Annotated in this window: 13 protein-coding genes and 2 pseudogenes; 6 read left to right on the top strand and 9 right to left on the bottom strand. The window is 72.2% G+C overall.

Features of this window, described 5'->3' with window-relative positions; all coding sequences use genetic code 11:
* Positions 1–69: 69 nt before the first annotated feature.
* The 4 genes from N8I86_RS15985 to N8I86_RS15970 are packed head-to-tail and all read right to left on the bottom strand — an operon-like array spanning position 70 to position 3,324.
* Entirely contained in the window at positions 70–918 is an 849-nt protein-coding gene (locus N8I86_RS15985) for an ABC transporter permease (protein ID WP_263278068.1), read from the bottom strand.
* Positions 915–2,183, bottom strand: a complete 1,269-nt coding sequence (locus N8I86_RS15980; RefSeq protein ID WP_263278067.1) for a betaine/proline/choline family ABC transporter ATP-binding protein — start codon at positions 2,181–2,183, stop codon at positions 915–917. Before N8I86_RS15980 ends, N8I86_RS15985 begins: the two co-directional genes overlap by 4 nt.
* Entirely contained in the window at positions 2,176–2,823 is a 648-nt protein-coding gene (locus N8I86_RS15975) for an ABC transporter permease (RefSeq protein ID WP_263278066.1), read from the bottom strand. The genes N8I86_RS15980 and N8I86_RS15975 overlap by 8 nt, the downstream gene beginning before the upstream one ends.
* 6 nt (positions 2,824–2,829) lie before the next feature.
* Positions 2,830–3,324, bottom strand: coding sequence for an Lrp/AsnC family transcriptional regulator (locus tag N8I86_RS15970; RefSeq protein WP_073900243.1), 495 nt, complete (start codon positions 3,322–3,324; stop codon positions 2,830–2,832).
* Between the two features lie 125 nt (positions 3,325–3,449).
* On the opposite strand from N8I86_RS15970, the gene hppD reads away from it, so the two are divergent.
* Positions 3,450–4,595, top strand: a complete 1,146-nt coding sequence (hppD, locus tag N8I86_RS15965) for a 4-hydroxyphenylpyruvate dioxygenase (protein ID WP_263278065.1) — start codon at positions 3,450–3,452, stop codon at positions 4,593–4,595.
* A gap of 25 nt (positions 4,596–4,620) precedes the next feature.
* Here the strand turns inward: hppD and N8I86_RS15960 are convergent, their stop codons facing one another.
* Positions 4,621–6,126 (bottom strand): tetratricopeptide repeat protein, encoded by a 1,506-nt coding sequence (locus tag N8I86_RS15960; protein WP_263278064.1) that lies wholly within the window; start codon positions 6,124–6,126, stop codon positions 4,621–4,623.
* Positions 6,127–6,218: 92 nt separating this feature from the next.
* Between N8I86_RS15960 and N8I86_RS15955 the strand changes: the two genes are divergently transcribed.
* Entirely contained in the window at positions 6,219–7,625 is a 1,407-nt protein-coding gene (locus tag N8I86_RS15955; protein WP_073900250.1) for an FAD-binding oxidoreductase, read from the top strand.
* A 21-nt stretch (positions 7,626–7,646) separates the two neighbouring features.
* On the opposite strand, the gene N8I86_RS15950 is transcribed toward N8I86_RS15955, so the two are convergent.
* Positions 7,647–8,060, bottom strand: a complete 414-nt coding sequence (locus N8I86_RS15950; protein WP_073900252.1) for an SsgA family sporulation/cell division regulator — start codon at positions 8,058–8,060, stop codon at positions 7,647–7,649.
* A 245-nt stretch (positions 8,061–8,305) separates the two neighbouring features.
* Between N8I86_RS15950 and N8I86_RS39590 the strand changes: the two are divergent.
* Together N8I86_RS39590 and N8I86_RS15940 are read left to right on the top strand one after the other, a co-directional pair.
* Positions 8,306–9,807, top strand: a pseudogene (locus N8I86_RS39590) (RDD family protein).
* 70 nt (positions 9,808–9,877) lie between these two features.
* A pseudogene (locus N8I86_RS15940) lies at positions 9,878–10,683 on the top strand (RDD family protein).
* A 79-nt stretch (positions 10,684–10,762) separates the two neighbouring features.
* On the opposite strand, the gene N8I86_RS15935 reads toward N8I86_RS15940, so the two are convergent.
* Complete coding sequence (locus tag N8I86_RS15935) at positions 10,763–10,993, bottom strand: hypothetical protein (RefSeq protein WP_263278063.1); 231 nt, start codon at positions 10,991–10,993, stop codon at positions 10,763–10,765.
* 391 nt (positions 10,994–11,384) lie between these two features.
* Here N8I86_RS15935 and N8I86_RS15930 point away from each other — a divergent pair, with 391 nt between their 5' ends.
* Both N8I86_RS15930 and N8I86_RS15925 read left to right on the top strand, forming a co-directional pair.
* Entirely contained in the window at positions 11,385–13,742 is a 2,358-nt protein-coding gene (locus tag N8I86_RS15930; protein WP_263278062.1) for an immune inhibitor A, read from the top strand.
* Positions 13,743–13,863: 121 nt separating this feature from the next.
* Positions 13,864–14,193, top strand: a complete 330-nt coding sequence (locus N8I86_RS15925) for a hypothetical protein (protein ID WP_073900265.1) — start codon at positions 13,864–13,866, stop codon at positions 14,191–14,193.
* 24 nt (positions 14,194–14,217) lie between these two features.
* Here N8I86_RS15925 and N8I86_RS15920 read toward each other — a convergent pair whose 3' ends face one another.
* Together N8I86_RS15920 and N8I86_RS15915 are read right to left on the bottom strand one after the other, a co-directional pair.
* Positions 14,218–14,811, bottom strand: coding sequence for an isochorismatase family protein (locus tag N8I86_RS15920; RefSeq protein WP_073900268.1), 594 nt, complete (start codon positions 14,809–14,811; stop codon positions 14,218–14,220).
* Positions 14,812–14,909: 98 nt separating this feature from the next.
* Entirely contained in the window at positions 14,910–16,256 is a 1,347-nt protein-coding gene (locus N8I86_RS15915) for a nicotinate phosphoribosyltransferase (RefSeq protein WP_073900270.1), read from the bottom strand.
* Between the last annotated feature and the right edge of the window lie 50 nt (positions 16,257–16,306).

The raw sequence follows: 16,306 nt of genomic DNA, 5'->3' as shown, positions 1-16,306 counted from the left end.
GCGCGGCGGGCGGCACGGCCGTACGGCGCCACGCGCGGGCCGGCCGGGGCGGGCGGGTCCACGGCCGCGTCATCTTCCGGCCTCCAGTCCGCGCGGCCGCAGCAGGACCTCCGCCAGCGAGGCCAGCCAGTCCACCAGCAGGGCGAGCGCCACGGTGAGGACGGAGCCCAGCACCAGGACCGGCATGCGCTGGGTGGTGATGCCCGTGGTGATCAGACTGCCCAGGCCGCCGCCCCCGCCGAAGGTCGCGAGGGTCGCCGTACCCACGTTGAGGACGAGCGCCGTACGGACGCCCGCGAGGATCAGCGGGACGGCGAGGGGGAGTTCCACCCGGGCGAGCACGCCGAGTGGCGACATGCCGATGCCGCGGGCCGCCTCGAGCAGGGTCGGGTCGTTGGCCCGCAGGCCCGCGATGGTGTTGGCCAGGACCGGCAGGACGGCATAGGCGACGATGCCGATCAGGGCCGCCTTCGTGCCGGTGCCGAGCCAGATCACCAGCAGGGCCAGGAGGCCGATCGCCGGGGTGGCCTGGCCCATGTTGGCGATCGTCATGGCCAGCGGGGTGGCCCGGCCGAACGCCGGGCGGGTCAGCAGGATGCCCAGCGGGATCGCGATGACCAGCACCAGCACGGTCGAGATCGCCGTCAGCTTCACGTGCTGCCACAGCGCCTTGGAGACCTGCCCGCCCGACAGCGCGTTCTCGGAGATCGTGTCCAGGTCGGCCTGGTCGAACCACAGCCACGTGGCCAGCAGCAGCAGGACCAGGAAGGCCGGCAGGACGGTCAGCCGGGGCCAGGTCAGGCGGCGCGTGCGCGGTCGCCGCGGGGGCGGCGGCGCCTCCTGCTCGGCCTCCCCCTCGTCGCGGAAGGCCAGCCCCTCCACCTCGTGCTCGCCCTCGGGCCGCCGGCCGGTGCTCATGCCTTCCGCTCCCCGCCGTGGCCCTCCTGCTCGAAGTGGGTCTGCTGGGCGCGGGCCACCTCCAGGTCGGCCTGTGCCTCCATGGCCTCCAGCCGGTCGGCCTCCAGCAGTTCGTGCACCGAGTTCATGAGCGTCTCCATGTCGACGACGCCGATGTACTCCCCGCGCCGCCTGGTGACGGCCACCCGGCCGGCGTTGTCGGTGAGCACCGCCTCCAGCGCGTCCCGCAGGGTGGCGTCCCGGGTGACCGTGTCGTGGACGAGCGTGCCCGCCCGAGCCAGTGAGCCGCGGGCCCGCATCAGGTCCCCGCGGCGCAGCCACTTGTAGGGCCGGCGGCGCCGGTCGAGCAGCAGGATCTCGTTGGTGCCGCTGCCCCGCAGCAGGCCGAAGATCTCCTGCAGCGGGGTGTCCACGGTCACCGTCGGGTAGCCCCGCATCTCCACGTCCCGCACCCGGGTCAGGTTCAGCCGCTTCAGGGCCGCTCCCGCGCCGACGAATCCGGACACGAAGTCGTCGGCGGGATTGGTGAGGATCGCCTCGGGGGTGTCGAACTGGGCGATGTGCGAACGCTCGCGGAGCACCGCGATCCGGTCACCGATCTTGATCGCCTCGTCGAAGTCGTGGGTGACGAACACGATCGTCTTGTGCAGCTCGCGCTGGAGCCGGATCAGCTCGTCCTGGAGGTGGTCGCGGGTGATCGGGTCCACCGCGCCGAACGGCTCGTCCATCAGCAGCACCGGCGGGTCCGCGGCGAGCGCCCGCGCCACCCCCACCCGCTGCTGCTGGCCGCCGGACAGCTGGCGCGGATAGCGGCCGTGGAACTCGCCCGGGTCGAGACCGACGAGGTCCAGCAGCTCCTCCACGCGGGCCCGGGTCCGCGCCTTGGACCAGCCGATCATCCGCGGCACCAGGGCGATGTTCTGGGCGACGGTCATGTGCGGGAACAGGCCGGCGGACTGGATGGCGTACCCGACCTTGCGGCGCAGCTTCACCGGGTCGATGTCGGTGACGTCCTCGTCGTCGATGCGGATGCGCCCGCCGCTCGGCTCGATCAGCCGGTTGATCATCTTCAGGGTGGTGGACTTCCCGCAGCCCGACGGACCGACGAAGACCACCGTCTCGCCGGCCCTGATGTCCATGCTGACGTTGTCCACGGCCGGCTGCGGATTGCCCGGGTACCGCTTGGTCAGGTTCTCCAGCTCGATGGCCGCCCCCGCCACGGACGTGTCGGCCACGGACGTCCCGGGCACGGATGTCTCAGGCACGGATCCCCCTGGGAATGGTCAGCCGTCCCAGCAGGACGTAGGCGACGTCGAAGAGGAGGGCGAGGACGACGATGCCGAGCGTGCCCGCGAGTACCTGGTTCAGGGCGTTCTTGCTGCCCAGCGAGGCCAGTCCGCGGAAGATCTCGTTGCCGAGGCCGGGTCCCGACGCGTAGGCGGCGATGGCGCCGATGCCCATCAGCATCTGCGTGGCGACCCGGATGCCGGTCAGGATCGGCGGCCAGGCCAGCGGCAGTTCGATCCGCAGCAGCCGCATCTGACGGGACATGCCGATGCCGCGGGCCGCCTCCACCAGGTCGGCGTCGACACCGCGCAGCCCCACGATCGCGTTCCGCACGATCGGCAGCAGCCCGTACAGGGTCAGCGCGATCACCGTCGGTGCGACACCCAGCCCCACGACCGGGATCAGCAGGCCGATCAGCGCCAGGGACGGGATGGTGAGCACGGTGGACGTCGTGAGCGTGGCGAGGTGGCCGGCCCATTCGCTGCGGTAGGTGACGATCGCCACGAGCACCCCGAGGACCGTCGCCAGGACCATGCACTGGAACACCGCGCTGGCGTGCTGGTAGGCGTCCGTGAGCAGTTGCTGGTGGCGGCTTGCCAGGTACTCCCAGAAGTTCACCGGCGCTCACCCCCGGGTCGGCTGTGCCCCTTCGCTGTCCGCGGACGCCTGTTCCACCAGCGGGATGACCCGCAGCGGAACGGGGTTCTCCATGACGATCGCCGTGGAGGCCCGGACGATGCCATCAAAACCGACGACCCGGTCGATCACCCGCTGGAGATCGGCGTTGGAGCGGGCCACCAGCCGGCACAGCATGTCCCCGCTGCCGGTCGTGGTCAGCAGCTCCAGCACCTCCGGCACGGTCGTCAAGTACGCCCGTACGTCGGCGCCTTGGCCCTGCCGGATCTGCAGGGTGGCGAACGCGGTCACCGGGTAGCCGAGGGCCGCCGGATCCACCTGCGGGCCGAATCCGCGGATGACTCCGTTCGACTGAAGCCGGTCGAGCCGTGCCTGCACCGTGCCCCGGGCGACCCCGAGCCGCCGGGACATCTCCAGCACACCGATGCGCGGCTCCTCGGCCAGCAGCACGATGATCCGCCCGTCCAGCCGGTCGATCGCCATCCGGGCCCTCCCTGGGTGGTCATCCTGTACAGAAAGACCGCCGGGGCGGCCATACGGCTGAGCAGATTGCGCAGTGGTAGCGGAAACTATTGCGCACCTTGCAGGGCGGGGCCACCCTTCCGCTTATGACGCAGACCACTCATCACACTCCCGACACCACACGGCAGGCCGACCCCTTCCCGGTCAAGGGAATGGACGCGGTCGTCTTCGCCGTGGGCAACGCCAAGCAGGCCGCGCACTACTACTCCAGCGCGTTCGGCATGCGGCTGGTCGCGTACTCCGGACCGGAGAACGGCAGCCGCGAGACCGCCTCCTACGTGCTGGAGAACGGCTCGGCCCGCTTCGTGTTCACCTCGGTGATCAAGCCGAGCAGCACCTGGGGCCACTTCCTCGCCCAGCACGTGGCCGAGCACGGCGACGGCGTCATCGACCTGGCCATCGAGGTCCCCGACGCCCGCGCCGCCCACGCGTACGCCGTCGAGCACGGCGCCCGCTCGGTCACCGAGCCGTACGAGGTGAAGGACGAGCACGGCACCGTCGTCCTCGCCGCGATCGCCACCTACGGCGAGACCCGCCACACCCTCGTCGAGCGCACCGGCTACGACGGCCCCTACCTCCCCGGCTTCGCCGCCGCGAAGCCGATGGTCGAGCCGCCCGCCCAGCGCACCTTCCAGGCCGTCGACCACTGCGTGGGCAACGTCGAACTCGGCCGGATGAACGAGTGGGTCGGGTTCTACAACAAGGTCATGGGCTTCACGAACATGAAGGAGTTCGTGGGCGACGACATCGCCACCGAGTACAGCGCGCTGATGTCGAAGGTCGTCGCGGACGGCACCCTCAAGGTGAAGTTCCCGATCAACGAGCCCGCGATCGCCAAGAAGAAGTCCCAGATCGACGAGTACCTGGAGTTCTACGGCGGCGCCGGGGTCCAGCACATCGCGCTGAACACCAACGACATCGTGCAGACCGTCCGCACCATGCGCGCGGCGGGCGTCGAGTTCCTCGACACCCCCGACTCGTACTACGACACCCTCGGCGAGTGGGTCGGCGACACCCGCGTCCCGATCGACACCCTGCGCGAGCTGAAGATCCTCGCGGACCGGGACGAGGACGGCTACCTGCTGCAGATCTTCACCAAGCCCGTGCAGGACCGGCCGACGGTGTTCTTCGAGCTCATCGAGCGGCACGGCTCCATGGGCTTCGGCAAGGGCAACTTCAAGGCCCTGTTCGAGGCGATCGAGCGCGAGCAGGAGAAGCGCGGCAACCTGTAGCCGAAGCGCTCCCCGCCCGGCCCCGCTACGGGGCCTCGGCGGGGAGCGGCTCCTCCGGCACGTCACCGAGCGCGGCCAGCGCCCTGCGGGCCTCGGGAACGCCCAGCGGCGAGAAGTGCGGGTTGATCCGCAGGGCCTCCTGCAGATGCCGCCGGGCCGGGCCGTACCGCTCCAGCTCGCCCTCGATCATGCCCAGGTGGAAGGTGTACGGCGCACTGCGCACCCCGCCCCCCTTGGCCTTGTCCGTCGCGACGGTCGCGTACGTCAGCGCCTCCTGGTCCTCGCCGGCGCGGTGCAGCGCCCAGCCGAGGGCGTCGGCCACCTCGATCCCCGGCTGCCGCCGCCACTCCTCCTGCAGCCGCTCCACGGCGTCCCACGGGTCCCCGTGGTCCGCCTCGAACCGCCCGATCAGCAGGTCCTCGTCGACCCCGCCCGCCACCGCCCGCCGCACCCGCGTACGCAGCTGCTCGTACTGGGCTTCCGCGTCGGCCTCCTGGCCCAGCGACTCGTACAACTCGCCCAGTTCCAGGACGTCCTGCGGGTTCGCCTCTCCGGCCAGGGCCGCCCTATACGCGGCCACCGCCTCGCGCGGGCGGCCCAGCGCGGCCAGCGTGCGCCCCCGCCCGGCCTGCGCCGCCCGCTGGTCGCGGTCCAGCCGCAGCGCCGCCTCGAAGTGCCGCAGCGCGTCGTCGAGGTCACCGCGCTCCCAGGCGAGCCGGCCGAGTCCGGCCAGATAGGCGGCCTGCTCGGCGGGTGCCTGGGCCGCGGCCGCCGCGTCGGTCAGCTGGGCCACCGCGTCCTCGCGCCAGCCCCGGTCCCGGTAGACGGCCGACGCCCGCGCCATCACGGCGGGCCGCGCGGCCGTGCCGGTGCGCAGCCCCAGCAGCTTGTCCAGGTTCTTGCGGGCCGCCTCGTAGTCGCCGAGCCCGTCGTAGGCGTCGATCAGCGGGGGATACGCCGACCACCGCCCGGGCGCCGCCTTCAGCGCCTGCTCGGCGTACCGTTTCGCCGCCGGGAAGTCCCGCCGCGCGAGGGCCAGCGCGGCCATCCCGTCCAGCGCCTCGGTGTTCCGCTCCGCGCGCACCTGGAGCGAGGTCCGCAGCGCCCGCTCCGCCCGCGGATAGTCGGCCGCGTCGGCCGTCCGGCTTCCCCGCTGCACGTACGCGGCCCCCAGCACCGCCCACGCCTTCGCGTCCTGGGGCCGCGCCCGCACCCGCTCCTCCTGCTGCCCGATGAGCGACGTCAGCTGGGGCAGCGCGGCCGGTACCCCGGAGGTCACCGCCGTCAGCGCCTCGGCCCGCGCCCGCGCCTCGGCCCGTGCCCGGACCTGCGGTCCGGCGGCGGGCAGGGCGCCCGCCCGCCCGCTCTCCGGCCGCCGCTCCCCGGGCAGCAGCGTCAGCACCGCCCCCGCGACGACACCGCCCGCCAGCGCGGTGACGAGCACCCGCCGCAGCCACCGCGAGGAGCGGCGCCGCCCCGGCGGCGGCTCCGCGCTCAGGGACGTACCCGGCACGCTCAGTCGGTTGTCCATGGCGCTCACTGTGCGTCAATACGACGAGCGCACCCGGGCGGCCCAAGGAGGGCACGGGTGGGGTTCACACCGATGGCCGCGAGTGCGAACCTTTGATCATGAGCCGCATCGAAGCGCCTCGTGACGAGGCAACCAGCAACCTCACCGACCGGCTCCTGGCCGGCCTGCCGCCCGAGGCCGTGCTCACCGACCCCGATGTCACCGCCTCCTACTCCCACGACATGGCGAGCTTCTGCCCGGCCGGCGCCCCGGCGGTCGTCGTACTGCCGCGCACCGTCGAGCAGGTGCAGCACGTCATGCGCACCGCGAGCGAACTGCGCGTCCCCGTCGTCCCGCAGGGCGCCCGCACCGGTCTGTCCGGCGCCGCCAACGCCACCGAGGGCTGCATCGCGCTGTCCCTCACCAAGATGGACCGCATCCTGGAGATCAGCCCCGTCGACCGGATCGCCGTGGTCGAACCGGGCGTGATCAACGCGACCCTGTCCCGCGCCGTCGAGGAACACGGCCTCTACTACCCGCCGGACCCGTCCAGCTGGGAGATGTGCACCATCGGCGGCAACATCGGCACCGCCTCCGGCGGCCTGTGCTGCGTGAAGTACGGCGTGACCGCCGAGTACGTGCTCGGCCTCGACGTCGTCCTCGCCGACGGCCGGCTGATGTCCACCGGCCGCCGCACCGCCAAGGGCGTCGCCGGGTACGACCTCACCCGGCTGTTCGTCGGCTCCGAGGGCTCCCTCGGCATCGTCGTGCGGGCGGTCCTGGCGCTGAAGCCCAAGCCGCCCCAGCAGCTGGTGCTGGCCGCCGAGTTCCCGTCCGCGGCGGCGGCCTGCGAGGCCATCTGCCGGATCATGGAGGGCGGGCACGTCCCCTCCCTCCTCGAACTGATGGACCGCACGACCGTCAAGGCCGTCAACGCGCTCGCCCACATGGGACTGCCCGAGACCACCGAGGCCCTGCTGCTGGCCGCCTTCGACACCCCCGCCCCGGCCGCCGACCTCGCCGCCGTCGGCGCCCTGTGCGAGGCGGCCGGCGCCACGCAGGTCGTCCCGGCCGACGACGCCGCCGAGTCGGAGCTGCTCCTGCAGGCCCGGCGGCTCTCGCTGACCGCGCTGGAGGCGGTCAAGGGCACGACGATGATCGACGACGTGTGCGTGCCCCGCTCCAGGCTCGGCGCCATGCTGGAGGGCGTCGAGCGGATCGCCGAGAAGTACGACCTGACCATCGGCGTCTGCGCGCACGCCGGCGACGGCAACACGCACCCCACCGTGTGCTTCGACGCCCAGGACCCCGACGAGTCCCGGCGGGCCCGCGAGTCCTTCGACGAGATCATGGCCCTCGGTCTGGAGCTGGGCGGCACCATCACCGGTGAGCACGGCGTCGGCGTACTGAAGAAGGAGTGGCTGGCGCGGGAGATCGGCCCGGTCGGTCTGGAGATGCAGCGGGCGGTGAAGCAGGTCTTCGACCCCCTGGACATCCTCAACCCCGGCAAGATCTTCTGAGGCCCCGCGCCCGGGCATCCCTCACCGGGCGAGCAGCTGGTCGAGCGCGTCGTCGAGGCCCAGCTGCCCGCCCTCCGCGCCCGGAGGCACCACCCGCAGCGTCCGCTCCAGCCAGGCCGAGACCTGCGGGAGGGGCGCCTCCAGCAGGGCGTCCCCGTCCGGCGAGCTCAGCGCCACGAGGACGACACCGCGCCCGTCGACCTTCGTCGGCCACACCCGTACGTCCCCGCTGCCGCAGGGCCGGAACACCCCCTCCACGAGGAGCTCGCGGGCGAACGTCCAGTCGACGGGGTGCTCGGAGTGGATGTGGAAGGCGATGTGGACGGCGTACGGGTCGTCGGAGCGGTAGCTGAGCCGGGCCGGGACCGGGATGCCGCGCTCCGGCGACAGGACGAGCCTCAACTCCAGCTCGCGCTCCACCACGGTGTGCTGCATGACCTGCGTCTCCTCTGTCGTCTGCGTTCCCCACGGCCGCCCGGTGGGCGCCCGCACCGGGGGAGAGGGCGCAGGGGCCCGGCCATTACGCAGGTTCGGGGAGATTCTTTTCGCGGCCCGGCGGAAGTCCGGCACGGCGTTGCCCGGAAAGGGGTGGGTACGGCCGGACTGGCCATGGGCGATGCCCGCGTCTGATAGATGTGGAGGCTCCCATCCCACCCCCGAGCAGATACGGGACGACGGACATGAGCGCCCCAACCCCGGCCCCAGGTGACGACAGGCCCCGCGAGGGCTATTACCCGGACCCGTCCATCCCCGGCTACGTCCGGTACTGGAACGGCGCCTCCTGGGTGCCCGGCACCAGCCGGCCGGCGCCGAAGGACGGCGAGCCGCTCACCCCGCCGCCCGGCGTCCGCCCGGCGGCCCCTGCCGTGGAGGAGACGGGCCCCCACTTCTTCGACGAGGACCCCCAGCCGCGCTCCGCTCCGGGCGGCGCCGGCGGCCGGCACACCGATCCGCGGGTCCCGGCGGACGGTCCGGCCCAGCCCGCCGGCCACGCCGCCCGCACCGACGGCACGGCCTCGATCCCGCCCGCCGACGACGACGCCCCCGACCCCGGTGGCACCTTCATCTTCCGCCGCCCGGTCCCCGGGCCCGCGGCCGTCCACGACGACGGCGCGGCGGCGTTCCCTCCGGTGCCCGGCCAGGGACGGGGCGGCCAGGACGGCCCCACCGGCACCGGCCAGGGCCCGCAGGGCGCGGGCTTCGGCGGCCAGGGCGCCGGGCCGGGGGCGTCCGGCTCCGGCTTCGGCGCGCCCGGTCCGGGCCGGGCCGGCCAGGGCGGGGGTTTCGGCGGGCAGGGCCCGGCCGGGGCGCCCGCACCCTCACCCGCTTCCTCCGCGCCGGCGTCCTCGCCGGTTTCCCCGCGTCCGGTCCCGGGTTCGGGGCCGGCAAGGCCGCCGCGTCCCGCGCCGCCGCACAGGCCCCGCAGGCCGCGGCCCAGCCCGTCCAGGGAGCCCTCGGCCACCCGGCACCCGCGGCCCAGCAGCCGCCGGCCGCCCCCGCCGCCGTGTCGCCCTCGGTGCCGCAGCAGGCCGGGCCCGCGCAGCCCGCCGCCACTCCGCTCACCGCCGGTGCCGGCGGCGGGCAGTCCTCCTGGGCCCAGCAGGTGCACCGGCTGGCCGGCGGCGGGGACGACCAGCCCGTGGCGCCGTGGAAACCGCCCGTGGACGACGTGTTCCAGGCGGCCGCGCGCCGGCAGGCCGCGGCCCGCCCCGCCGGACTCGGCAAGCGGTTCGCCGCCCGGCTGGTCGACAGCCTGGTCGTGGGCGCCGTGACCGCCGCCGCGGCCGTCCCCCTCGGCACGCGGGCCGCCGACCACATCCAGCAGAAGATCGACGCCGCCCGGCTCTCCGGCCGTACCGTCACCGTCTGGCTCGTCGACGGCACGACCGGCACCAGCCTCGGCATCGTGCTCGCCGTCCTCCTCGTCTCCGGCGTGCTGTTCGAGGTGCTGCCGACCGCCCGGTGGGGCCGCACCCTCGGCAAGAAGCTGTGCGGTCTGGAGGTCCGGGACATCGAGGCGCACGAGCCGCCGACGTTCGGCCGGGCGCTGCTGCGCTGGCTGGTCTACAGCGTGCCGGGGCTGCTCGGCATCGGGGTCCTGGGCGCGCTGTGGTGCCTGTTCGACCGCCCCTGGCGCCAGTGCTGGCACGACAAGGCGGCGCACACGTTCGTCGCGGACTGACCGCGCCGCGCCTACTCCGTACGGCCGCCCGCCGGATGCGGAGCCGGGATGTTCGGGTTCCACTCGGGCCATGAGCAGCCAACCGCCCCCCGGCTCCGGGGACCAGCCCCCCGAGGACGACCCGTTCAGGAAGCGGCCCCCGTCGGAACCGGGGGCGGGCTCTCCGTACGACACCCCGCACCCCGGCGCCCAGCCCCCGCCGCCGGGCGGCCGGCAGCCACCCTCCTGGGGTGAGCGTCAACCACCCCCGGACGGCGGGCAGCAGCCTCCGTACGGCGGGCAGCAGCCTCCGTACGGCGGGCAGCGGCCTCCGTACGGCGGCCAGCAGCCCCCTCGTACGGCGGCGGTCCGTACGGCGGGAGCCCCTACGGCGGCGGGCCCTACGACGCCGGTGCCGGCGGCGGGCACCCCGGCGACCCGCTGGCCGGCATGCCCCCGCTGGCCGACAGCGGCAAGCGGACGCTCGCGCGGATCGTCGACATGATCCTCGTCGGCATCGTCGTCTGGCTGCTCACCTGGGCGTTCGGCGTGCGCGAGTACGACCTGAACAGCGACCGCGTCGAGGTCGGCAGGTCGCTCGCGCAGTCCCTCATCGCGGCCGTCCTCTACGTCGCGTACGACACCTACCTGATCAGCAGGACCGGGCAGACCCTGGGCAAGAAGTGGCTCAACATGCGGGTCGCCAACCTGGACAACGGCGCGACGCCGTCCGGGCAGACCTCGCTGATCCGCGCCCTGGTGCTGTGGGTGCCCTTCGCCTTCTGCTGCGCCTGCATCTGGACGGCGATCTGCGGCGGTTGGAGCTTCTTCGACAAACCGTACAAACAGGGTCTGCACGACAAGGCGGCCAAGACGGTGGTGGTCAGCACGCGGTGAACCGGCGCGGCGCGGCTGCGCGGACGTGGGCGGCGGGTCCGGGGTGTGCCGGGCCCGCCGCCCACGTCCGCGCACCTGCTCACAGGGCCGTCGGGACGCGCTCCTTCTCGGCGGCGGTCTTGGCGGGCGCCTCGGCGGGACGGGGCGTGGGGACGGTCATGGCGACCAGGAGTCCCAGGGCCAGCGCCGCGAGGGCGATGACGGTGATCGCGACACCCGAACTCGTCTGGGACAGCAGCAGCATGGCCAGTGTGGAGAGGACCACGGTGCAGGATCCGTAGGCGAGCTGTGCGACGGTCGGACGAGGCATGGCAATCGTGTCCTCGGGAGGCTTCAGGGGGACTTGGGCGGTGCCGTTCGACTCTCACCGCGTGCATGCCCGAGTCGAACGCCCGGTAAGCGTGACCTAACCCACGGTACCGGTGCACGGGGGGCGCACGGAGTCATGGCCCCGCCGGGCAGGCGGGTTCCTGCGCCCGCCAGGCGGATGCGCACTGTTCACGGGCGGGACCCGGGGCGTTCGTAAAGCGAACGTCAGCTCCGCATAGTGCACTTGTCCTGCTCAAGTCAAGGTCTGTCTTTTCTCCTTAACCTCTAGTCAAATGTCGTCACTTGATTACACGCGTTGAACGTGCGCGCACGGATTCCTCCAATGACTCGGAACCCCCTGTCCGTGTGCGCGGCGCGGGGGAGGAACTCAAGTGACCAATAGATCCTGGACGTTCAGAGCGGCCGCGATCGGTGTGACGCTCGCGGCGGCTTCCGCCACATTCGCGACGTTCGCCGTCGCGGAGGCGAGCACCACGGCCCGGTCGGCCGCCGCGAACCGGCACGACCCGGCCCCGGTGAAGCAGCAGAAGCACGACCTCGACGGTCCGCTGAGCAAGACGCAGGACGCGCAGCGCGCAGAGGCCCTGAAGCAGCTCATAGCCGGCAAGGCCACCGCGCAGGACCGCAACGGCTCCAAGGTCGTCAAGCTCAAGAGCAGCAAGGGCCAGAGCAAGTACGTCGAGCTCAGCCGGGAGAAGACCGACAAGATCTTCACCATCCTGGTGGAGTTCGGCAACCAGACCGACCCCAAGTTCGGGGGCACGGCCGGCCCGCTGCACAACAAGATCGCCAAGCCGAACCGCAAGAAGGACAACTCGACGGCCTGGCAGAAGGACTACAACAAGAAGCACTTCCAGGACCTGTACTTCGGCACCGGCAAGAAGACCGAGTCGCTGAAGAAGTACTACGAGAAGCAGTCCTCGGGCCGCTACTCGGTCTCCGGTGAGGTCACCGACTGGGTCAAGGTCCCGTACAACGAGGCCCGTTACGGCAACAACGCGTGCGGCCAGACCAACTGCCCGAGCGTGTGGAACGTCGTCAGCGACGGCCTGAACGCCTGGGTCGCCCAGCAGAAGAAGGCCGGCCGCACCGACGCGGACATCAAGAAGGACCTCGCCAAGTACGACCAGTGGGACCGGTACGACTACGACGGCGACGGCAACTTCAACGAGCCCGACGGCTACGTCGACCACTTCCAGATCGTGCACGCCGGTGAGGACGAGTCCGCGGGCGGCGGCGCCCAGGGCAAGGACGCGATCTGGGCCCACCGCTGGTACGCCTTCGGCACCGACGCCGGCGCCACCGGCCCGGTGAACAACAAGCTCGGCGGCACGCAGGTCGGCAGCACCGGTGTCTGGGTCGGCGACTACACCATCCAGCCGGAGAACGGCGGCCTCGGTGTCTACGCCCACGAGTACGGCCACGACCTCGGTCTGCCGGACGAGTACGACACCGCCGGCGGCGACAACTCCACCGGTTTCTGGACCCTGATGTCGTCCGGCTCCTGGCTGGGCACCGGCAAGGAGTCCATCGGCGACCTGCCCGGCGACATGAACGCCTGGGACAAGCTGCAGCTCGGCTGGCTGAACTACGACACCGCCAAGGCCGGCAAGCAGTCCACCCACAAGCTGGGCGTCGCCGAGTACAACACCTGGGACAAGCAGGCCCTCGTGGTCACCCTGCCCCAGAAGGCGGTCGAGACCACCGTCACGCAGCCGGCCGAGGGCGCGACCCAGTGGTGGAGCGGCAGCGGCGACAACCTCAAGAACACGCTGACCCGTTCCGTCGACCTCACCGGCAAGGCGTCGGCGAAGCTCGACCTGGACGGCTGGTGGGCCATCGAGGACGGCTACGACTACCTCTACACCGAGGTGTCGACCGACGGCGGCGCCAACTGGACCGCCCTGGACGGCACGGCGGACGGCCAGGCCATCCCGCGTGACGGCAGCGGCAAGCCGGCGCTGAGCGGCTTCTCGCAGACGCACAAGAAGCTGTCGTACTCGCTGGACGCCTACGCGGGCAAGAAGATCGACCTGCGCTTCCGCTACGCCACCGACGGCGGTGTCGCGGAGCTCGGCTTCGCGGCCGACCAGATCGCGGTGACGGCCGACGGCACCCCGGTGTTCTCGGACAACGCCGAGACGGCGGACGCCGCCTGGACCGCGGCCGGCTTCTCGCGCATCGGCGCGTCCTTCACGAAGGACTACGCGCAGTACTACATCGCCGAGAACCGCCAGTACGTGTCGTACGACAAGACGCTGAAGTCCGGCCCGTACAACTTCGGCTTCGCGTCGCGTCCCGACTGGGTGGAGCACTACCCGTACCAGAACGGCCTGCTGATCTGGAAGTGGGACACCTCCCAGGCGGACAACAACACCAACTCCAGCAACGGCCACCCGGGCACCGGTCTGATCCTGCCGATCGACTCGCACCCGAAGGCGCTGAAGTGGTCCGACGGCACGCTGCTGCGCAACCGCATCCAGGCGTACGACTCGCCGTTCAGCCTCTACGGCACGGACGGCATCACCCTGCACAAGGCCGACGTCGCCCTGAAGATCAAGGCGTCGAAGGGTGTCTCGGTCTTCAACGACCACGCCAGCACCTACTACGACGCGTCGAACCCGACGGGTGGGGTGAAGGTCACTGACACCAACACCAAGGTAACGATCGTCAAGGAGGCCAAGGACGGCTCCACGATCGAGCTCAAGGTGGGCCCCGCGGTGAAGTAGTCCACATAACCGCAGGTCAGAGACGTATCGGCGGCAACCCCTTGGCGGGTTGCCGCCGATCGTGTTTAGGTGCGTCCAGTGGGCCGCTTATTGACACCGACCGGAACGGGGATGTGAACGCATGGCCGCAGGAGGCTTCTGCAAGCTACCGAACGGCACCGTCGTGGTGGCGCTGAACCTGCCGAGCCCGGCCGGGGGCGCGGCCGGGGTACGGGTGCTCGTGCACGCCCAGAACCGGGCCCGTGCGCTGACCCGGCTGCGCAACCTGGGGTTGCGCGCGGTGTACCTGCGGGGGAACGCGGAGCCGCCCACGCCGGACGAGGTCACGGCGGTGCTGCACCACCCCGACGGCCTGATATGGCGCACGGCCCCCGACAACGGTGTCCTCGTCGAGCTCTGGCACCCGATCCGGGCGCTGCTGCGCAGACCGCCGGCGGTTCCGCAGGGGTGACGCGCGGCGCGGGGGAGGGTCCGGTCAGCCGCCGACCACCGGCTTGCCGGTCAGTTCCACGCCCGCCTCGCGGAGCTCCTCCAGCGCCCGCTCGGTGGTCTGCGGGGCCACTCCGGCCGTGAGGTCGAGCAGCACCTGGGTGCGGAAGCCCTCGCGCACCGCGTCCAGCGCCGTGGCCCGCACACAGTGGTCCGTGGCGATGCCCACCACGTCCACCTCCGTGACCTCCCGCTCGCGGAGCCAGTCGGCCAGCGGCAGCCCGTTCTCGTCGGCGCCCTCGAAGCCGCTGTAGGCCGCCGAGTACGCCCCCTTGTCGAACACGGCGTCCACCGCGCCGGAGGCGACGGCGGGGGCGAAGTTCGGGTGGAAGCCCACACCCTCCGTGCCCGCGACGCAGTGCGCGGGCCAGGAGCGGACGTAGTCGGGGTTGTCCGCGAAGTGGCCGCCGGGTGCGATGTGGTGGTCGCGGGTGGCGACCACGTGGCGGTATCCCGTGCCCCCGGCCTGGCCGATCAGCTCGGTGACGGCGGCGGCCACGTCCGCGCCGCCGGCGACCGCGAGGCTGCCCCCCTCGCAGAAGTCGTTCTGCACGTCTACGACGATCAAGGCGCGGCGCATGGTGGGTGTCCTTCGACTGAGAGTTAAGTAACTGAGCCTAGAGACTTCCGGCCCCGTGCGGGAGGGGGCGTTCCGAGGGGCGGACGGGCGGTCCCGCTCTAGCTACCCGAGCGCCCCTGGACGTACTCCGTCGGAATGACGGGTTCCCCCCGGGACAGCTGGGTGGCGGACAGGGGCAGGTTGGCGCGTGCGGCGATGTGCCTCTCGCGCGGCACGTCCAGCGGCTCCCGGGCCACGACCTCGCCGTTCTCGACCAGCCGCACCAGCAGCTGCCGGTCGGCCAGCCCGTCGGGGACGGGTCCGGTGCCGACGACCTCGGCCGCGGCGAACCCCTCCTCGTCCAGCCGGCGCGCGGCCCACTTGCGGCCCCCGACGGAGGTCTTGCCGCCGCTGGACTTCTTCGCGACCGGGACCAGCGGTGCCCCGGGATCGGCGGTCTCGGCGCGGGCGACCAGCTTGTAGACCATGGACGCCGTGGGGTGTCCGGAGCCCGTCACCAGCTGGGTGCCCACGCCGTACGCGTCCACGGGGGCGGCGGCCAGGGAGGCGATGGCATACTCGTCCAGGTCGGAGGTCACGACGATCTTCGTGTTCCGCGCGCCCAGCTCGTCCAGCTGGTGGCGGACGCGGTGGGCGACCAGCAGCAGGTCGCCGGAGTCGATGCGGACCGCGCCCAGCTCGGGGCCGGCCACCTCCACCGCCGTACGGACGGCCTCGGTGACGTCGTAGGTGTCGACGAGCAGGGTCGTGCCCCGGCCGAGGGTGTCCACCTGGGCCTGGAAGGCGTCCCGCTCGCGGTCGTGCAGGAGGGTGAAGGCGTGGGCGGAGGTGCCGACCGTCGGAATGCCGTACCGGAAGCCGGCCGCCAGGTCGGAGGTGGTGGCGAAGCCGCCGACGTACGCGGCCCGCGCGGCGGCCACGGCGGCCAGCTCGTGGGTGCGGCGGGCGCCCATCTCGATCAGCGGGCGGTCGCCCGCCGCGGAGGACATGCGGGAGGCGGCCGCCGCGATCGCGGAGTCGTGGTTGAGGATGGAGAGGATCACGGTCTCCAGGAGCACGCACTCGGCGAAGGTGCCCTCGACCCGCATGATCGGTGAGCCCGGGAAGTAGACCTCGCCCTCCGGGTAGCCCCAGACGTCGCCGGTGAAGCGGTAGCCGGCGAGCCACTCCAGGGTCTGGTCGTCGACGATCCCGCGCTCGCGCAGGAAGGCGAGGACGCCCTCGTCGAAGCGGAAGTTCTCCACCGCGTCCAGGACGCGCCCGGTGCCGGCCACCACGCCGTAGCGGCGGCCGTCCGGCAGCCGCCGGGTGAAGACCTCGAACACGCTGCGCCGTTCGGCCGTACCGGCCTTCAGCGCGGCCTGCAGCATCGTCAGCTCGTACTGGTCCGTGAAGAGTGCCGTCGAGGGAACGTCCACCGGCAGCCCAAGGTCCGCTGTGTTCATGGCAACGGATCGTACTCCCTTTTCGTCGGTGTGACGATTTGTGGGCGCCG

Origin of the sequence: Streptomyces albidicamelliae, assembly GCF_025642175.1 — a bacterium.
GTDB classification, from domain to species: Bacteria; Actinomycetota; Actinomycetes; order Streptomycetales; family Streptomycetaceae; genus Streptomyces; species Streptomyces albidocamelliae.
Note: the sequence above shows the minus strand (reverse complement) of the source record. Positions and strands in the feature narration are given on the sequence as shown.

What these genes read in the sequence shown, in the direction of transcription:
- N8I86_RS15950 (WP_073900252.1), bottom strand. Translation starts at nt 8,060, where the DNA reads ATGCAGCACACCGTGGTGGAGCGCGAGCTGGAGTTGAGGCTCGTCCTG.
- N8I86_RS15935 (WP_263278063.1), bottom strand. Translation starts at nt 10,993, where the DNA reads ATGCCTCGTCCGACCGTCGCACAGCTCGCCTACGGATCCTGCACCGTG.
- N8I86_RS15970 (WP_073900243.1), bottom strand. Translation starts at nt 3,324, where the DNA reads ATGGCGATCGACCGGCTGGACGGGCGGATCATCGTGCTGCTGGCCGAG.
- N8I86_RS15920 (WP_073900268.1), bottom strand. Translation starts at nt 14,811, where the DNA reads ATGCGCCGCGCCTTGATCGTCGTAGACGTGCAGAACGACTTCTGCGAG.
- N8I86_RS15925 (WP_073900265.1), top strand. Translation starts at nt 13,864, where the DNA reads ATGGCCGCAGGAGGCTTCTGCAAGCTACCGAACGGCACCGTCGTGGTG.
- N8I86_RS15985 (WP_263278068.1), bottom strand. Translation starts at nt 918, where the DNA reads ATGAGCACCGGCCGGCGGCCCGAGGGCGAGCACGAGGTGGAGGGGCTG.
- hppD (WP_263278065.1), top strand. Translation starts at nt 3,450, where the DNA reads ATGACGCAGACCACTCATCACACTCCCGACACCACACGGCAGGCCGAC.
- N8I86_RS15915 (WP_073900270.1), bottom strand. Translation starts at nt 16,256, where the DNA reads ATGAACACAGCGGACCTTGGGCTGCCGGTGGACGTTCCCTCGACGGCA.
- N8I86_RS15960 (WP_263278064.1), bottom strand. Translation starts at nt 6,126, where the DNA reads ATGGACAACCGACTGAGCGTGCCGGGTACGTCCCTGAGCGCGGAGCCG.